Below are 16217 nucleotides of genomic sequence, written 5' to 3' on the forward strand. Positions count from 1 at the left end.
CGAAGGGAATGTAGGTGGTCCGCAGGCGCCCCACAATGGGGAGAAAGTCAGGACTGCCGGGCGATTTCGCAGGAAATGGCGGCTCCGAGGCGGGCATTGTTCAGAACGAGCGCGATATTCGCCTCGAGCGAGCGTCCGCCGGTCAGATCGAAGATTCGCGCGAGCAGGAACGGCGTGACCGCCTTCGCGGCGATGCCCTGCGCCTCTGCCTCGGCGAGCGCGGTCTCGATCACCGGCATGATCTCGGCGCGCGGGATCTCGGCGGACTCGGGGATCGGGTTCGCGACCAGCTGGCCGCCGTCGAGCCCGAGGCGCGCGCGCATCTGATGCGCGGCGGCGATGTCCCGGGCTTTGTCCATCCGCAGCGGTGCGGGCAGGCCGGACCGGCGCGACCAGAAGGCGGGAAACTCGTCCTGCCCATAGGCGATGACCGGGACGCCGAGCGTCTCGAGCACCTCGAGCGTCTTCGGCAGGTCGAGGATCGCCTTGGCGCCCGCGGCGACGACGGTGACCGGGGTGCGAGCCAGTTCGTGGAGATCGGCGGAAATGTCGAAGGAGGTCTCGGCCCCCCGGTGGACGCCGCCGATGCCGCCGGTGGCGAAGACGGCAATCCCGGCGAGGCGGGCGGCGATCATCGTCGCGGCGACGGTCGTGGCGCCGGTGCGGCCGGCGGCGAGGCAGGCGGCGATATCGGCGCGCGAGAGCTTCATCACCGCCTCGGCCTGGGCCAGCCGTTCCAACTCGGCCGCGGTCAGCCCGACATGCAGCCTGCCGTCCATCACCGCGATGGTCGCAGGCACGGCGCCATGCGCGCGGATCTCGGTCTCCACCCGGCTGGCCGTTTCCAGATTTTGCGGGAATGGCATGCCGTGCGTGATGATCGTCGATTCCAGCGCAACAATGGGCGCGCCATTCAAGCGCGCTTCGGCGACCTCGGGCGAGAAGGCGAGGGGCAAGTCGGTCACGATCCGATATCTCCCGATACATATTGCGCGGCGGCATCGAGCGCCGAACGGAGTGCCGTCGCGCGGTCTTCGCCCCGCGTCTCGGCGACGATATGGGCCGCCATGAAGGTGTCGCCCGCGCCGGTGACGCGGGTGACCAGAACCGCCGGCGGATCGGCGGTGACGATGCCCTCGCGCGAGCCATCTGCCGTGGTGCGGCCGCCATCGGTGACGAGCACGCGCGCGGCGCCGCGGTCGACCAGGGCCGCCGCCGCCTCGGGGGCGGTGGCGAAGCGGCGGTGACCGAGGAGCCCCGCTTCCTCGAGGTTCACATAGAGCGTGGCATTGGCGACGGCGAGGAGCGGCAGCAGCCGTTCGGCCTTGCCGGGCGAGGCCGGGGCGACGCGCAGGTCGGCCGCGGCGAAGAGCGGCGAGTGGGCGATGTCGGCGAGAAGGCCGGCGGTCAGGTTGCCGTCGAGCGCGATCGGCCCGGCCCAGGGCGCCCCGGCCCGACCGAGCGCGCCATCGGAAAGCGGCCGCAGGATCTTGTCGCCGGCGGCCTCCAGCGAATGGGCGTCCGCGATCGCCGCGATGAGGCCGTTCGCCCCCTCGACCGCCATGTAGCGGTCCGTCGGAAGGTCGTCGGAGCGGTAGATGTGGCGGGTGACGAGCCCCATCCGGGCGCAGGCGGCGACAAGCTCGTCGCCCTCCGGGTCGCGTCCCACGGCGGTAAGGAGGGCTGGGCGGACGCCGAACCGCGCGAGCGTCATCGCGATGTTCATCGCCACCCCGCCGGGCAGGCGGGTGATGCGGCCAGGCACATCGGCGCCCGCGCCCATATGGGCCGGCGTGCGGCCGATGATGTCCCAAAGAACGGAACCGATGCAGAGAATGTCGGGCTGCGCTGTCATCGCGCTGGTTTGCCGGGAAACGCCCTCGACTACAAGCGCGGTTCAAAGGTCTGGCGGATGAACTGCCGCAGGAGCAGGATCTGGCCGACGATCATATGGGGCTCGCCGAGCGCCTTGCCCATGACGATCCCGCCCTCGATCACCGTGCCGATCATGTCCGCCAGGGCCTCGGTGTCGACGTCGTCCCGGGGGGGATAGGTCGCGCACAGCTCGTCGAACACATCCTGGAAGCGCCGCCGCCACGCCAGGACGGCGCGCCGGTTGGCCTGCCGCACCTCTTGATCGAACAGGCGGTCCTGATAGGCGGCCGTCGCCACGATGCAGCCGGGATGCCCGTTGGGCATGTCCTCCAGCAGCTCGGCCAGGAGCCGCAGGCCGATCAGGGTCGTGTGCAAGGGATCGTCGCTCAGCTCCCGCGCCCGGGACCAGAGACCGTCGAAGAGTTCGTTCTCGACCTCGATGTGGCGCTCGATCAGCGCATGGGCGAGCGCGTTCTTGTCCGGGAAATGGTAGAAGAAGCCGCCCTTGGTGATCTCGGCCCCGGCCACGATCTCCTCGATCGAGGTCGCGTCGAAGCCCTTGGAGAGCACCGCCGCCTCGGCGATATCCATGATCCGGGTCCGGGTGTCGGTCTGCTTTGCCATCTCGCTCCCTTGCGTTCTACTGGACCGACGGTCCAGTTCTCCGAGGGCGGAACTGCGGCCGACTTCACGCAGGCATGCACAAGCTTCTGAATTACAACGGCAAAAAATGTTACCTCGTAGTATACCGCAAGCAAACTAGGTCTCAAAGCCGCAATTCGTCATTCCTTTCTTACGGACAAGGAGGAGTGAAATGACTTTGAAACAGGACGCCACGCGCCGTTTTCTCGACGATCCTAGGATCTACCTGACCGACGGCGGCTTCGAGACCTCGATGGTCTTCCACGAGGGGCTGGACCTGCCCGCCTTTTCGGCCGTCGTGCTTCTTGATGATGCGAAAACGCGAGCGGCCGTGACCCGGTATTTCGAACGGTTCCTCGCCATCGCCGAGGAGGCCGGGACCGGCTTCGTGCTCGACACCGCCACCTGGAGGGCGGCCGACCACTGGGCTGCGGCCATCGGGCGGCCGAAGGCGGAACTGCGGCAGCTCGCGCGCGCATCGGTGGCATTCGCGCAGGCGCTGAGGGCGCGGTGGGCTGGAAGGGTCGACCCGATCCTGATCGAGGGTGTGGTCGGGCCGGCCGGTGATGGCTATGCGCCTGAATCCCTGCTGGCGCCCGACGAGGCCGAGGCGCTGCATGCCGGACAGGTCCGACTCCTCGCCGAGGAGGGCGTGGATTTCATCGGCGCCATCACGATGACCCATCCCGGCGAAGCGATCGGCATCGTCCGGGCCGCGCAGGCGGCGGGTGTTCCGGTGGTGGTCAGCTTCACCGTGGAGACCGACGGGCGCCTGCCGAACGGCCAGACGATCGGCGCGGCGATTGCCGAGACCGATGCCGCGACCGGGGCCGCGCCGCTCTACTACATGATCAACTGCGCCCATCCCGATCACTTTGCGGCAGAACTTGGACAGGGCGACTGGCGCGCCCGGATCGGCGGGATCAGGGCCAACGCCTCGCGCCTCAGCCATGCCGAACTCGACAAGGCGGAGGAGCTCGATGACGGCGATCCGGAGGAGTTCGGCCAGCTTCATGCAGCCTTCGCCGGGCTCCTGCCGGGGCTCAAGGTCACCGGCGGCTGCTGCGGCACCGATCACCGTCATGTCGGCTGCGTCGCCCGGCATGTCGTGGGACCGGCCGTCGCCGTCGCGTGAACACCCAACTCAGCAACAGGAGAAGACCAATGAAGTTCCTTACCATCACCGCCTTCGCCACCGGCCTCGCGCTGCCGGCCTTCGCAGCACCCCTCAGCGGCTTCGACGTGGCCGAAGACCTGTCGCGGTTCGTCCACGCTGCTGCCCCGGCCTTCGATGACGGGTCTCCGGCCTATGGCACGCCCTTCATCACGCAGGGCTACATCTACCCGGCCGGAACGCTCGACGGCGGCGTCGAGGGAACCCTGCCCGACGGAAGCCCGGCCTTTCCCGAAAAGGTCATCGGCACCTGGACCTGCGACGGCTATTTCGTCGGCGAGGGCCTGCGTACGCTCACCGGCGACATCGTCGTGACCCGGCAGGTCTACCAGTTCGCCAACGGCGACGTTCTCATCAGCCAGGGCTCCGAACTCGCGGACATCGGCGTGCCGGTGACGCGGGCGGTCACCGGCGGAACCGGCGACTATGCCGCTGCCGGTCCGGCGCTCGAACAGGTGCTTCTCGGCATGACCGACGGCTACGGCGTGCGCCTGCAGGTCGCGCTCGAACCGGCCCGTCAGCGCGCAGCGCTCGACTGATGTAACCTGCACCATGCGCCCGGCCGCGATCTTCGGCCGGGCAGGCGATCCAACAGTCAGGAGCGTTCCCATGACCAGACCCGATCTGACCATCCGCAAGGCTTGCGCCGCCGATGCCGGTTTCATCGCCGAGATGGTCAACCAGGCCGGCGAGGGCATCGCCCTGCATTTCTGGTCAATGACGGCACCTGTCGCCAGTGCCGCGATCGAGGTCGGCATTGCCCGTGCCGCCGGAGAGACCGCGGCGATTTCCTACCGCAACGCCTGGATCGCCGAGATTGGCGGCGAGGCCGCTGGCTGCCTGATTGCCCATCGCCAGCCCGAGACGCTGCCGCCCCCCGATCCCGAGACCCCGCCGCTCTTCCGCCCTCTGGACTCGCTGGAGGCGGAAGCCCCCGATACCGGCTATGTCCATGTGCTTGCGACCGCGCCCGCCTTTCAGGGCCGCGGCATCGGCACCCGCCTTCTGGACTTCGCCGAGCGCTATGCCGGCCCGAGGGGCATGAGCCTGATCGTCGCCGATGCCAACGAAGGTGCCCGGCGGCTCTATGAACGCGCGGGCTACCGGGTCGCGGCGCGGCGGGCGATGGTGAAGGATGGCTGGGCCGGCGCGGGCCGCGAGTGGCTTCTGATGGTCAAGCCCGCGGATCACGCGCGCAATGGATAACGGTCGGGCTCCTCGAAGACATCGAGCACCACCGTTCCCGCGGCGATCCGCGCCGAATGCAGGGCGCCGGACGGAATCGTATAGGTCTCGCCCGGCCGGTAGCGGCGGGTCTCGCCCTCCACCGTCAGCTCGATCTCGCCCTGAAGCACCGTCCCCCACTGCCCCCCGTGGGAATGCGCGGGCAGGTCGAGATCCTCGTGGAACGTGAAGAAGACAGCGAGCCCGTCATCCGAGCGCAGGACATTCGTCGTGATCACCTCCTCGGGGAACGGGATGTCGGCGGCGGGAAACCGGCGCATGAAATCGGCAAGCGGCATGGGGAGGATCCTTCTGGCTTCGGTATCTTGTTGATTTAGTGCAGAGTGAAGCCGACAATCGCGGCCGTATCAACCGAAGGAGACACAGGTGCCGAGTTTTCGTGGATTCCCGCCCGAGACCTTCGCGTTCCTGTCCGATCTGAAGGCCAACAACAAGCGGAGTTGGTTCGAAGCCAACCGGGATCGCTACGAAAACCTCTGGAAAGCGCCCGGGCTCGATTTCATCGAGGCCCTCGGCCCCGGCATGGCGGCGATGGAGCCGCCGATGAAGGCCGAGGCGCGGATCAACGGCTCGCTCCGGCGGATCAATCGCGACGTGCGGTTCGCGGCTGACAAGTCGCCTTATGAGCCCTGGCTGCACCTGATCTTCTGGCCCGGAGACCACCCCAACAGGGGCGCCGGCATGCATGTCGTGCTGACGCCCGAGGGGCTCGGCTACGGGGCGGGGCGATGGGCGTTCGACAGTCCGGTGCTCGCCCGCTATCGCGAGCGGCTCGGGGACGCGACGGAGCGGGCGGCGCTTCTCGCCGCGCTGAAAGAGGCGGAGGGCGTCGGCTGTCACCTCGACGAGCCACATCTGAAGCGCCTGCCAAAGGGCTGCGATCCCGCGCCGGAATGGGATTACCTCCTGCGCTACAAGGGGATCGTCGCGCGCACGATGGAGGGCGGCTTCATGCCGGGCTGGATCGGGACGCCGTCGGTCGTCGACGAGATGCTCGACCGGACGCGCAGGCTCATGCCGCTGATCGGCTGGCTGCACGCCCTGTGACGCGCCGCGGCCACGGCTTCCCGGCAGGGGGCTTGCGCGCCGTCGCAAATCGTCCTATACGCGCGCCACTTCACAGGCGAGGCTTGGGCCTTCGGGGGAGACATCCCCGCAAGGTCCGCCGGTTGTCCCGGATCCGATCAGGGACCTCATGCTTCGCCGAGGCGCAAACCGGAAAGGAAATGGACATGGCGCTCCCCGATTTCTCCATGCGTCAGCTCTTGGAAGCTGGCGTTCACTACGGCCACCAGACCCAGCGCTGGAACCCGCGGATGTCGGAATACATCTACGGCGACCGCAACGGCATCCACATCATCGACCTGACGCAGACGGTGCCGATGCTCGACGCCGCGCTCAACGTCATCCGTGAGACCGTGGCCAAGGGCGGCCGCATCCTCTTCGTCGGCACCAAGCGTCAGGCTGCCAAGCCGATCGCCGATGCCGCGGAAAAGTGCGCGCAGTACTACATGAACCACCGCTGGCTCGGCGGCACGCTGACGAACTGGAAGACCGTGTCCCAGTCGATCGCGCGCCTCAAGCAGATCGACGAGGTTCTGGGTTCGGGCGCCGAGGGCCTGACCAAGAAAGAGCGTCTGGGCATGGAGCGCGAGCAGGCGAAACTCCAGGCCTCGCTCGGCGGCATCCGCGAGATGGGCGGCGTTCCCGACCTTCTCTTCGTGATCGACGTGAACAAGGAAGACCTCGCCATCCTCGAAGCGCAGAAGCTCGGGATCCCGGTCGTCGCTATCGTCGACACCAACTGCTCGCCCAAGGGCGTTGACTACGTCATCCCGGGCAACGACGACGCCGCCCGCGCGATCGCGCTCTACTGCGATCTCGTGAGCCGCGCCGCGCTTGACGGCATGTCCGCCCAGATGGGCGCTGCCGGCATCGACATCGGTGCGCTCGACGAGGCGCCGGCCGAGGAAACGGTCGCCGAAGAGGCCTGACCGGACCCGGTGGGGCGCGTTCGAGCGCCCTGTCATCCTACCTTCATCGGGCGGGGATACTCCCCGCCTGACCCATTGAGAAATCTTCGAAGGAGAGCCGACATGGCGATCACCGCACAAATGGTGAAAGAGCTGCGCGAGTCGACCGGCGCGGGCATGATGGACGCCAAGAAGGCGCTGACCGAGACGAATGGCGACATGGAAGCCGCCGTCGACTGGCTGCGCACCAAGGGCCTGGCCAAGGCCGCCAAGAAGGCCGACCGCGTCGCCGCCGAGGGCCTGATCGGCGTCGCCGTCAAGGACGGCCGTGGCGTCGCCGTCGAGATCAACTCGGAAACCGACTTCGTCGCCAAGAACGCCGACTTCCAGGACATGGTCCGCGACATCACCAACATCGCGCTGCAGACCGGCGAGACGCTGGAGGTTCTGAAGGCCACCCATCTGAACGGCAAGCCGGTCGAAGACGTCCTCACCGACGCGATCGCCCGCATCGGCGAGAACATGACGCTGCGCCGGATGCACGTTCTTGAAGGCGACACGGTCTATACCTACGTCCACTCGGCCGCTGCCGAGAACATGGGCAAGATCGGCGTTCTCGTTGCTCTGAACGGCCCGAAGGACAAGGCGGAGGCGATCGGCAAGCAGTTCGCCATGCACATCGCCGCGACCTCGCCGCTCGCGCTGAACGAGGCCGCGCTCGATCCTGCCGTCGTGGAGCGCGAACTCCAGGTCCAGACCCAGAAGGCGCTCGAGGAGAACGCCGCCTCGGCGAAGCCGAAGCCCGATCAGGTGATCCACAACAACATCATCCCGGGCCGGATGAAGAAGTTCCTCTCTGAAAACACGCTGCTCGGCCAGCAGTTCGTGATCAACCCGGACGTGACGGTCGAACAGGCCGCCAAGGATGCCGGCGTCGAGATCACCGGCTTTGCCCGCGTCGCGGTGGGCGAGGGCATCGAGAAGGAAAAGGAAGACTTCGCCGCCGAGGTCGCCAAGACCCGCGGCGCCTGATCCCTCGTCAGGACTTCGTCTCAGGAAGGGCCGGGGTAATCCCGGCCCTTTTGTCATTTCGGGGAATGCTTGTATCCGGTCAATGACCGGCTTGGCTGGGTCCGGCGGGTGCGAAACACCCGCCGGGCCCGGAACCCGGATTTCCGGGATTTGGGCTCAAGTCCCGAGGTTCTGGCGGTTTCGGCTCAAGCCCCACCAAATCACCACTCACTGAACCTCGTCACGATGCCGCATCCACCGTGATCGCGCCTGACGCAGATCAACTGTGCAGCGGGAATCTTCGCGACTTCGGGACGGCATGGGAACAGGATGGGAGACAGGAAGGGCGGCGCCTCCGGTCGATGGAGTCGCCGCCCTGATGCGCGCCGGCACCTGTTGGGGACATGGACAGGGCGCGCAAAAGTGTCGGACCAGCCTGCCCATGAAAACGACCGGCTGGTCCGCACCCGGTTGCCCGGCGCTCCCGCTTCCCCCGCAAACGCGGGCTGGTCCTGGGAGCCGTTCCTGGCCAATGCCACCACTCACGGAACATTCCCACGTTGTCCGCTTTCCGGCTTTTCAGGCTGATTTGAATCAACGGAATTCAGGGATTCTCGCTGCGCCGTCGAACCGACACAGATTGAGGGGGCTATAAAAGGGTGGGTGGCACGCCTCGCCAAGAGGCGTACCACCCGATGTCGCGCCAGCACCTGTTGGGGATGAGGACAGGGCGCGTCTTCGTGTCGAACCTGCCAGATGAGAAAGCATCCGGCAGGCCCAACTTCCGGTTTCCCGGGCCCCCCATTCCCCCGTAAAAAACGGGCTGGTCCGGGGGAGCAGTTCCTGGCCAATGCCACCACTCACGGAACGAGGAAAATATTGCAGGTTTACCCAACGTAAGGAAAGTATGGGAATCCATACCCGCCTGAATTGTAACGAAGTCTTGAGCGCAAGCGGTCGAACTGCAAAACCTTCCGTCTCCAGACCGATCATTGTCCTACCGTTAGAAACAATGCGGAGCCAGATCACTCCGGAAGCATGAAGATCTGATTCTGGAACGAGGCCTTCAAGACCGCCTGGGCTGTGGTCTCGACGTCGAGCGCCTCGCGCGCAAGGCGAAGGTGCTTCTCGACCGTGGCCGGCGTCAGCCCCATGATCGTGGCGATGTCCTGCATGGTCTTGCCGTCACCGACCCATTCGAGCGCCTCACGCTGGCGTGGCGTCAGGGCCCGGCGCGACGAGGCGAAGGGCATCGCCGTGATCCGGAGGTGGGTGATGTTGTTGATGATGGCGATCTCGGAACCGAACTCCTCCCACATGGAGTCGACCTCGAACTGTCGCATGCCGGGCCTGGCGCAAAGACCGATGGCGCCCTTCGCGCGGACGGAGACGTCCCGAAAGCTGATCGAGTAGCCCGCCCGGATGTCATAGCGGAAGTTCAGATCGACGATCTGCTTCTCGATATCGCTTAGTTCGCGACTAGCGGCCACCTCGTCGATCAGCCGCCAGGAACACGTTCCTTCATTCGCGGCAGCCCAGTTCACCATCGGAGCGTGATTGAACAGGCCGGATCTCACGAACAGGTCGAGATACCGCTCGTCGTGATTCGACAGGACGAGGAGGTCGTCGGCATTGCCGAAGGAGGTCGAGGTCCGGAACCGGGTGAAGCCGTAGAGCAGGCGGTCGAAGCCGTATTCCGCCATCTTGGCGAGATGAAGCGACCAGATCTCCTCGATGGTTTCTGCCTCAATGACCCGTTCCAGATGCGGGATGATCGGGGACGGCGGCTTCATCCGCGCCTCCGTGCGGAGGTCTGACCAAGGCCGTAGCCTCCTGCGTCCAACGCGGCGGAATGATCACGAACAACCGTGAGTGTGGCCAACTGAATCAAAGAAGCCATGACACTATCCCCGTTCAAGTTGTGCCATGCCGTCTGAACACTGTCGAGGGGAGCCACTTTTCATTTCACCCGTTCGTGATACCTAATGTGGCGCACAACCAGAGCGGAGCCTGCCATGACGGATGGACATTGGGACGTAGTGATCGTCGGCGGCGCGGTCACCGGTGCGGCGACGGCCTGGTGGCTGCTCGGGATTGCACCCGGCCTGCGGGTCATGGTGGTCGAGAAAGACCCGACCTATGCCCGCGCCGCGACGGCGCTCTCGGTGGCCTCGGTACGTCAGCAGTTCTCAAATCCCGTGAACGTCGAGATCTCGCGCTTCGGCGCCGCGTTCATCCGCGATTTCGGCGCGCGAATCGGCCCGGAGGGCGGGGTTCCCTCGCTCGGCCTGAAGGAGAACGGCTACCTGTTCCTGACCGGAACCGAGACGGGGGCCGAGGTGCTCGAGGAGCTGGCCGCGATGCAGCGCGGGCTCGGAGCGGCGACCGAAGTGCTCGGCCGGGCGGAACTCGCGCGGCGCTATCCGTGGATGCAGTTCGACGATGTGGTCGCCGGCAGCATCGGCGCGCGGGACGAGGGCTGGTTCGACAACATGGGATTGCTGAACGGGTTCCGGGCGGGTGCGAAGGCGCTCGGCGCGGTCTTCTTCCATGACCGGGTCGTGGGGCTGGAGCGGGAGGGCGCACGCGTCACGGCCGCAATGCTCGAAACCGGGGGCAGGGTGTCTGCCGACGCCTTTCTCTGCGCGGCCGGCACCGGCTCGACCGAAATCTGCGCGATGGCGGGCATTGCGCTGCCTGTCGAGCCGCGCAAGCGCACGGTCTTCGTTGTCGACGCGCCGAACGCCCGGCACGCCGACGCCCCCCTGATCATCGACCATACCGGGATCTACCTGCGCCCCGAACACGGCGCCTGGATCACCGCGACGGTGCCGATCGACGACGGTCCCTGCGACGAGACGGACTGGGAGCCCGATCACGCCCAGTTCGAGGACCTGATCTGGCCGCGGCTCTACAACCGGAGCGAGGGTTTCGACGCGGTGAAGGTGATGCGGTTCTGGGTCGGTCACTACGACTACAATCGGCTGGACCAGAACGCGATCCTGGGGCGCTGGCCGGGGACCGAGAATTTTCACGTCGCGACCGGTTTTTCCGGGCACGGCCTGCAGCAGGCGCCCGCGGTGGGACGCGGCATGGCGGAACTGATCCTTACGGGACGCTACGAGACACTCGACCTCTCGCCGCTTGGGCCGGAGCGCGTGTTGGAGAACCGGCCCTTCCTCGAACGCGCCGTCGTCTGAGGCGCCCGCGGGGTCAGAGCTTGTCGACGGGAACCTTGAGATAGGTGCCGCCATCCTCGTCGGGTGGTGGCATCCGGCCCGCCCGCATGTTCACCTGCAAGGACGGAATGATCAGCTTCGGCATGTCGAGCGTCCGGTCGCGCGCTTCGCGTAAGGCGACGAAGTCCGCGGCCGAGCGCGATCCGCCGATATGGACGTTGCGCGTCTTCTCCTCGGCGACCGTCGTCTCCCAGGCGAATTCGTCGCGGCCGGGCGCCTTGTAGTCATGGCCGACGAAGATCCGCGTCTCGTCCGGCAGGGCGAGGATCTTCTGGATCGAGTCGTAGAGCATTTCGGCCGAGCCGCCGGGGAAGTCACAGCGTGCGGTGCCGAAGTCCGGCATGAAGAGCGTATCGCCGACAAAGGCCGCGTCGCCGATCACATAGGTCAGACAGGCCGGCGTGTGGCCCGGCGTGTGCAGGATCCGGCCTTCGAGCGCACCGATCTCAAACCTGTCGCCTTCGCGAAACAGCCGGTCGAACTGGCTGCCGTCGCGCTGGAACTCGGTGCCCTCGTTGAAGATCTTCCCGAAGGTGTTCTGGACGACCGTGATCTTCTCGCCGATGCCGATCCGGCCGCCGAGGCGTTCCTGGATATAGGGTGCGGCCGAGAGATGATCCGCGTGGACATGGGTTTCGAGGATCCATTCGACCTGCAGACCCTTTGCGCGGATGTGCGCGATCACGCGATCGGCCGAAGCCGTGCCGGTGCGGCCCGAGGCGTAGTCGAAGTCGAGAACCGAATCCACGACCGCGGCGGCCAAGCTGCCGGGATCGACGACGACATAGCTCACCGTGTTGGTCGCCTCGTCGAAAAACGCGGTCACGTCAGGTTTCACGAGCGTCATGGTCTGCCTCCGGGATCGTCTCCACAGGATATGGTCAACGCCAAACACATATCAAGTGATGAATATGTGTGGTGAAACGCTAAAGGTCACGTCAGCGCCCGGACTCGCGCGACGAATTGGGGCAGGTCGCGGAAATCGTCGAAGTCGCCGGCGAAACGGATCTCCGAGCGCGGCACGCGAAGATACCCGGCGGAGAAGAGCAGGAACGGCATGCCGGCGGCTTCGGCGGTGTGCGCATCGACCTCGCTGTCGCCGACGAAGACGCAGTCGCCGCCGAGTGCCGCGCAGGCGGCGCGGAGCGGGGCAGGGTGGGGCTTTCGTTCGGCCAGGGTGTCGCCGGCGACGACGCAGTCGAAGAACGGCGCGAGCCCGAGCGCGTCAAGAACCGAGGCCGTCGCCGCGGCGGGCTTGTTGGTGCAGATCCCGAGCCGGTGCCCGTCGGATCTCAGCGTTCCGAGCGTCTCGCGGACATGAGGATAGACCGTCGTGAGCTCGGCGGAGCGTTCGGTGTAGTCCGCCACCAGCCGCCCGGCCAGCGCATCGTGTCGGGCCATGTCGATCCCGCGCTCGGCCATGACGCGGGCCACGAGCACCTTGGCGCCGTCGCCGACGAAGGAGCGGATCCGGGCCGGCACCATCGGTGGCTGACCCTCGGCCGCGAGCATCCTGTTCACCGCCGCCGCGAGGTCGGGCAAGCTGTCGATCAGCGTGCCGTCGAGATCGAAGATCAGCGCCGGGGCAGGGCTCACGCCGCCTTCCACTTGATCGAGCAGCCCATCGAGGCCACTTGGTGCTCCGGTCCCGTGCCAGTTTCCGCGACCATCCGCATCGCCTCGTACAGTTCGCGCTTCACGTCCGGCGCTGCGGCCTGGCGGCCCGACGCGTCGAGGCGGCCGCGATACTGAAGCTCGAGCGCCGCGTTGAAGCCGAAGAAGTCAGGCGTGCATGTCGCGCCATAAGCCTTTGCGGCTGCTTGACTCTCGTCATAAAGATAGGGGAAAGTGAAGGCGTGGCGCGCGGCTTCGGACTTCATGGCGTCGAAGCTGTCCTGCGGATAGGCCAGAGCATCGTTGGCCGAGATTGCGGCGACACCAATGCCGAGGTCCTGCAGCGCCTTCGCATCCCGGACGATGCGGTCGATCACCGACTGGACATAGGGGCAGTGGTTGCAGATGAACATGATCAGCGTGCCTTTCGGACCCGCGATCTCGGACAATGACCAGTCGCGGCCATCCGTGCCGGGCAGCGTGAAATCCACCGCTTTCCAGCCAAACTCACAGACGGGCGGAGATACTGCCATGGCGTTTTCCTCTGACTTCAGGCGGCTTCGGCCGCCTTGCGGATCGCGGCGATATTCTGGCCGTAGACCTCGGGCTTCGCAACCGAACCGCCGGAAAACACGCCCGATCCGGCCACCAGGACATCCGCGCCGGCTGCCGCGACCAACGGCGCGGTCTCGGGCGTGATGCCGCCGTCGATCTCGATATGGATCGGGCGATCGCCGATCATGGCACGCAAGGAGCGGATCTTATCTATTTGGGAATGAATGAATTTTTGCCCGCCGAAGCCGGGGTTCACCGTCATTACGCAAACCAGGTCGATGAGATCCATGACCGGCGCGACAGCGTCGGCCGGAGTTCCGGGATTGATCGCGAGGCCAGCCTTTTTTCCTGTCGCGCGAATGGCTTGCAGCGTGCGGTGGATATGCGGGCCGGCCTCGACATGAGCGGTGATGATGTCGGCGCCGGCCTCGGCGAAGGCGTCGATATAGGGATCGACCGGCGCGATCATCAGGTGCACATCCATGACCGTGCGGATATGCGGCCGGATCGCCTTGCACATGGCCGGGCCGAAGGTCAGGTTCGGCACGAAGTGGCCGTCCATCACATCGACATGAACCCAGTCGCAGCCTTGATCCTCGATGGCACGGATCTCCTGACCGAAATTCGCGAAATCGGCGGAGAGGATCGACGGGGCGATCTTGATCTTGCGGTCGAAGGGCATGGAAAGGCTCCGGGATTACTTTTCGGATCCATCTACCGTCAATCGACGCGTAACACCAGAATGCAGCTTGGTTTTGCCGCAAATACTAGCCTCGGCAGCGGTTCGCAGTCGATTTAAGTTACATAATTCGGCTTATCGGATATTGGTGTCGGAATCGACGGGCACGCCCTTCCGCCAAACTCCCGCGAGTCTCAGGTCATCCGTGAGATGGACGAAATCCGCATCGCGCCCCGGTTCCAGCATGCCGCACCGATCTGTGAGGCCAAGCACGCGCGCCGGGATCCGGCTCGCCATCGCCAGCGCACGGTCGAGCGCGACGCCAACATCGTCGCGCAACACCCGGATCGCGCGTGTAAAGTTCAGATCCGCACCCGCGAGCGTGCCGTCCGCAAGCGTGAGCCTTCCATCCCGTCTCAGGATCTCACGACCGTTCAATTCGAAACGCCGGATTCCGGTCCCTGCCGGCGCCATCGCGTCGGTCACGAGGAATATCTCGCCCGGCCCGGCCTTGGCCGCCAGCGCGGCCGCCATTGCAGCCGGATGCACATGGATGCCGTCGGCGATCAGCCCGGCGTCGAGCGCTCCGGTTGTCAGCGCCGTGCCGACGAGGCCCGGCTCCCGGTGGCCGAGTGGACTCATGGCGTTGAAGAGATGCGTGGCGAGCCGCGCGCCGGCGGTCACGGCGGCCTTGCAGGTCGCGAAATCCGCGTCGGTGTGGCCGAGGGACACGATCACGCCGGCCTCGGACAAGGCCGATATCTGCGCAAGGCTCACGCTTTCGGGCGCCAGCGTCACCATGAGCCTCGGCAACCGCCGCGCGGCGTCGAGCAGCATCGCGAGGTCGCCCTCCTCCATCGGCCGGATCAGCGCGGGATCATGGGCGCCCTTCCGGGCAAGGCTCAGATGCGGCCCCTCGAGGTGGAGCCCCGCGACACCGGATATGCCCGCGGCAATCGCCCCCTCGACCGCGTCGATCGCGGCGCGCGTCTGCGCGGACGTGTCGGTGATCAGCGTCGGCAGGAACATCAGGGTGCCGAGCCGCTCGTGGGCCTCGGCGATGCGGGCCAGGGTCGCGACGCTCGGCGCGTCGTTGAACATCACCCCGCCGCCGCCGTTGAGTTGCAGATCAACGAAGCCCGGCGCGAGAATACCACCCGGAAGCACTACCGTCTCGGTCGCGTCGGGTCGCGCCTCTGGCGGCAGGATCGCGGCGATCCGGCCCCGATCGACGAGAAGCGCACCGGGACCGAGCCGGTCGCCGTCGAAGATCATGGCACCGTGATAGAGCGTCGGCATCACTGTACCTCCAAGGCCGCCAACCGCGCCGCAAGCGCAAGCGCGCCGTCGAGCGCGCTGCCCTTCGGTGCTACGATCCTCTCGGCGAGGGCCGGAGGGAGCCATGCTGCGTAAGCTGGGCCAAGACCTCCGGCCAGGCACAGCGGCTCGCCTTCGGCCAGACCGAGCGCGGCGGTCGCGCGTTCGACATAGGCGGCCCCCTCGCCCATCAGGCGCCCGGCCACCGCGTCCCCGGCTGTGGCCGCGGCAACAATGTCCGGCGCGAGCGCGGCATACTCGGCCGGGGATGCGCTCAGTCCAAAGGCGGTGATCCCGGCGGCACCGCCGAACCTCTCCAGCGTGGCTCTTGTCAGGCGGCTCGACGGTGCCATCCCGTCATGGTCCAGCAGCGTTTCGGTCAGCAGACGGCGGCCGAGCCAGGCGCCCGAGGACTGGTCGCCAAGCGCGAAGCCCCAGCCGCCGACGCTGCGGATCCTGCCGCCGGTCTGGCGGCCGATGAAAGACCCGGTGCCGATCGCCGCGACCACGCCGTCATCCAGCCCGAGCGCGCCCGCGATCATCGTCGGCTGATCGTCGGTGACGGTGACGCGGGCAAACGGCAGCCCTGCGACGACCCGGTCGGCCATCGCTGCGTCCATGACGCCCGCCAACCCGAGATGCGCAACCGCTTGCCCGAGTGCGGCTTTGGGCAGACCGGCGGCCTTCGCGAGGCGCGGCAGCAGGCTCGCGATCCGCGCCATCGCGCCGGCGAAGTCCGAGACGTTCGCGGGCCCGCCGACCACTTCGACACGCTTGCCGGACCCGAGGCACAGCGCCGCCCGACAAGACGTGCCGCCGCCGTCAAGGCCGATCAGGATTGGCGCCTCGACCATGTTCTCGATCCCGTCCTCTCAGCGATGCCCAGTCGAAGA

Annotated in this window: 18 protein-coding genes; 7 read left to right on the forward strand and 11 right to left on the reverse strand. The window is 66.6% G+C overall.

The window, feature by feature from the left end:
* Positions 1–47: 47 nt before the first annotated feature.
* Genes OEZ60_RS02395 through OEZ60_RS02405 form a run of 3 tightly spaced genes read right to left on the reverse strand, consistent with a single transcriptional unit; the run spans position 48 to position 2499 of the window.
* Positions 48–965 carry a pseudouridine-5'-phosphate glycosidase gene (locus OEZ60_RS02395; RefSeq protein WP_317852810.1) on the reverse strand — a complete coding sequence of 306 codons (918 nt, stop codon included), beginning with the start codon at positions 963–965 and terminating at the stop codon, positions 48–50.
* Positions 962–1855, reverse strand: a complete 894-nt coding sequence (locus OEZ60_RS02400; protein ID WP_263332856.1) for a PfkB family carbohydrate kinase — start codon at positions 1853–1855, stop codon at positions 962–964. Before OEZ60_RS02400 ends, OEZ60_RS02395 begins: the two co-directional genes overlap by 4 nt.
* 29 nt (positions 1856–1884) lie before the next feature.
* The gene (locus tag OEZ60_RS02405) at positions 1885–2499 is read right to left on the reverse strand and encodes a TetR/AcrR family transcriptional regulator (RefSeq protein WP_263332857.1); all 615 of its coding nucleotides are present in this window, start codon (positions 2497–2499) and stop codon (positions 1885–1887) included.
* A 190-nt stretch (positions 2500–2689) separates the two neighbouring features.
* Between OEZ60_RS02405 and OEZ60_RS02410 the strand changes: the two genes are divergently transcribed.
* The 3 genes from OEZ60_RS02410 to OEZ60_RS02420 all read left to right on the forward strand — a co-directional run bounded on the left by OEZ60_RS02410 (position 2690) and on the right by OEZ60_RS02420 (position 4897).
* Positions 2690–3652 carry a homocysteine S-methyltransferase family protein gene (locus OEZ60_RS02410; RefSeq protein WP_263332859.1) on the forward strand — a complete coding sequence of 321 codons (963 nt, stop codon included), beginning with the start codon at positions 2690–2692 and terminating at the stop codon, positions 3650–3652.
* A 29-nt stretch (positions 3653–3681) separates the two neighbouring features.
* Complete coding sequence (locus tag OEZ60_RS02415; RefSeq protein WP_263332860.1) at positions 3682–4230, forward strand: hypothetical protein; 549 nt, start codon at positions 3682–3684, stop codon at positions 4228–4230.
* Between the two features lie 70 nt (positions 4231–4300).
* On the forward strand, positions 4301–4897 hold the full coding sequence (locus OEZ60_RS02420) for a GNAT family N-acetyltransferase (RefSeq protein ID WP_263332862.1): 597 nt from the start codon (positions 4301–4303) through the stop codon (positions 4895–4897).
* Here OEZ60_RS02420 and OEZ60_RS02425 read toward each other — a convergent pair.
* Positions 4879–5214 carry a cupin domain-containing protein gene (locus tag OEZ60_RS02425; RefSeq protein ID WP_263332864.1) on the reverse strand — a complete coding sequence of 112 codons (336 nt, stop codon included), beginning with the start codon at positions 5212–5214 and terminating at the stop codon, positions 4879–4881. The two genes, OEZ60_RS02420 and OEZ60_RS02425, sit on opposite strands and share 19 nt — an antisense overlap.
* 88 nt (positions 5215–5302) lie before the next feature.
* Here OEZ60_RS02425 and OEZ60_RS02430 point away from each other — a divergent pair, with 88 nt between their 5' ends.
* From OEZ60_RS02430 to tsf, 3 genes are all read left to right on the forward strand, one after another.
* Positions 5303–5983: a DUF2461 domain-containing protein gene (locus OEZ60_RS02430; protein WP_263332866.1), complete on the forward strand. Its 681-nt coding sequence runs from the start codon at positions 5303–5305 to the stop codon at positions 5981–5983.
* Between the two features lie 179 nt (positions 5984–6162).
* Positions 6163–6930, forward strand: coding sequence for a 30S ribosomal protein S2 (gene rpsB / locus OEZ60_RS02435; RefSeq protein WP_263332868.1), 768 nt, complete (start codon positions 6163–6165; stop codon positions 6928–6930).
* A 102-nt stretch (positions 6931–7032) separates the two neighbouring features.
* On the forward strand, positions 7033–7941 hold the full coding sequence (tsf, locus tag OEZ60_RS02440) for a translation elongation factor Ts (protein ID WP_263332870.1): 909 nt from the start codon (positions 7033–7035) through the stop codon (positions 7939–7941).
* Between the two features lie 1004 nt (positions 7942–8945).
* On the opposite strand, the gene OEZ60_RS02445 is transcribed toward tsf, so the two are convergent.
* Positions 8946–9713: a LuxR family transcriptional regulator gene (locus OEZ60_RS02445; protein WP_263332873.1), complete on the reverse strand. Its 768-nt coding sequence runs from the start codon at positions 9711–9713 to the stop codon at positions 8946–8948.
* 222 nt (positions 9714–9935) lie between these two features.
* Between OEZ60_RS02445 and OEZ60_RS02450 the strand changes: the two genes are divergently transcribed.
* Positions 9936–11120, forward strand: coding sequence for an NAD(P)/FAD-dependent oxidoreductase (locus OEZ60_RS02450; RefSeq protein WP_263332875.1), 1185 nt, complete (start codon positions 9936–9938; stop codon positions 11118–11120).
* 13 nt (positions 11121–11133) lie between these two features.
* Here OEZ60_RS02450 and OEZ60_RS02455 read toward each other — a convergent pair whose 3' ends face one another.
* From OEZ60_RS02455 to OEZ60_RS02480, 6 genes are all read right to left on the reverse strand, one after another.
* On the reverse strand, positions 11134–11997 hold the full coding sequence (locus tag OEZ60_RS02455) for an MBL fold metallo-hydrolase (protein ID WP_263333245.1): 864 nt from the start codon (positions 11995–11997) through the stop codon (positions 11134–11136).
* Positions 11998–12092: 95 nt separating this feature from the next.
* Positions 12093–12755, reverse strand: a complete 663-nt coding sequence (gph, locus tag OEZ60_RS02460; protein ID WP_263332877.1) for a phosphoglycolate phosphatase — start codon at positions 12753–12755, stop codon at positions 12093–12095.
* Positions 12752–13306: a thioredoxin family protein gene (locus OEZ60_RS02465; RefSeq protein WP_263332879.1), complete on the reverse strand. Its 555-nt coding sequence runs from the start codon at positions 13304–13306 to the stop codon at positions 12752–12754. The genes gph and OEZ60_RS02465 overlap by 4 nt, the downstream gene beginning before the upstream one ends.
* Before the next feature lie 17 nt (positions 13307–13323).
* A complete protein-coding gene (rpe, locus tag OEZ60_RS02470) occupies positions 13324–14010 on the reverse strand; it encodes a ribulose-phosphate 3-epimerase (protein WP_263332881.1) in 687 nt (228 codons plus the stop codon).
* Positions 14011–14142: 132 nt separating this feature from the next.
* Positions 14143–15306, reverse strand: a complete 1164-nt coding sequence (gene nagA, locus OEZ60_RS02475) for an N-acetylglucosamine-6-phosphate deacetylase (RefSeq protein ID WP_263332883.1) — start codon at positions 15304–15306, stop codon at positions 14143–14145.
* Complete coding sequence (locus OEZ60_RS02480) at positions 15306–16178, reverse strand: glucosamine kinase nucleotide-binding domain-containing protein (protein ID WP_263332885.1); 873 nt, start codon at positions 16176–16178, stop codon at positions 15306–15308. The genes nagA and OEZ60_RS02480 overlap by 1 nt, the downstream gene beginning before the upstream one ends.
* Between the last annotated feature and the right edge of the window lie 39 nt (positions 16179–16217).

It is taken from the genome of Albidovulum salinarum (genome assembly GCF_025673475.1).
Lineage (GTDB): Bacteria > Pseudomonadota > Alphaproteobacteria > Rhodobacterales > Rhodobacteraceae > Albidovulum > Albidovulum salinarum.

Excerpts from the sequence above, each read along its gene's own strand:
- OEZ60_RS02400 (WP_263332856.1), bottom strand. The coding sequence starts at position 1,855 with ATGACAGCGCAGCCCGACATTCTCTGCATCGGTTCCGTTCTTTGGGAC.
- OEZ60_RS02405 (WP_263332857.1), bottom strand. The coding sequence starts at position 2,499 with ATGGCAAAGCAGACCGACACCCGGACCCGGATCATGGATATCGCCGAG.
- OEZ60_RS02410 (WP_263332859.1), top strand. The coding sequence starts at position 2,690 with ATGACTTTGAAACAGGACGCCACGCGCCGTTTTCTCGACGATCCTAGG.
- OEZ60_RS02415 (WP_263332860.1), top strand. The coding sequence starts at position 3,682 with ATGAAGTTCCTTACCATCACCGCCTTCGCCACCGGCCTCGCGCTGCCG.
- OEZ60_RS02420 (WP_263332862.1), top strand. The coding sequence starts at position 4,301 with ATGACCAGACCCGATCTGACCATCCGCAAGGCTTGCGCCGCCGATGCC.
- OEZ60_RS02425 (WP_263332864.1), bottom strand. The coding sequence starts at position 5,214 with ATGCCGCTTGCCGATTTCATGCGCCGGTTTCCCGCCGCCGACATCCCG.
- rpsB (WP_263332868.1), top strand. The coding sequence starts at position 6,163 with ATGGACATGGCGCTCCCCGATTTCTCCATGCGTCAGCTCTTGGAAGCT.
- tsf (WP_263332870.1), top strand. The coding sequence starts at position 7,033 with ATGGCGATCACCGCACAAATGGTGAAAGAGCTGCGCGAGTCGACCGGC.
- OEZ60_RS02445 (WP_263332873.1), bottom strand. The coding sequence starts at position 9,713 with ATGAAGCCGCCGTCCCCGATCATCCCGCATCTGGAACGGGTCATTGAG.
- OEZ60_RS02450 (WP_263332875.1), top strand. The coding sequence starts at position 9,936 with ATGACGGATGGACATTGGGACGTAGTGATCGTCGGCGGCGCGGTCACC.
- OEZ60_RS02465 (WP_263332879.1), bottom strand. The coding sequence starts at position 13,306 with ATGGCAGTATCTCCGCCCGTCTGTGAGTTTGGCTGGAAAGCGGTGGAT.
- rpe (WP_263332881.1), bottom strand. The coding sequence starts at position 14,010 with ATGCCCTTCGACCGCAAGATCAAGATCGCCCCGTCGATCCTCTCCGCC.
- nagA (WP_263332883.1), bottom strand. The coding sequence starts at position 15,306 with ATGCCGACGCTCTATCACGGTGCCATGATCTTCGACGGCGACCGGCTC.
- OEZ60_RS02480 (WP_263332885.1), bottom strand. The coding sequence starts at position 16,178 with ATGGTCGAGGCGCCAATCCTGATCGGCCTTGACGGCGGCGGCACGTCT.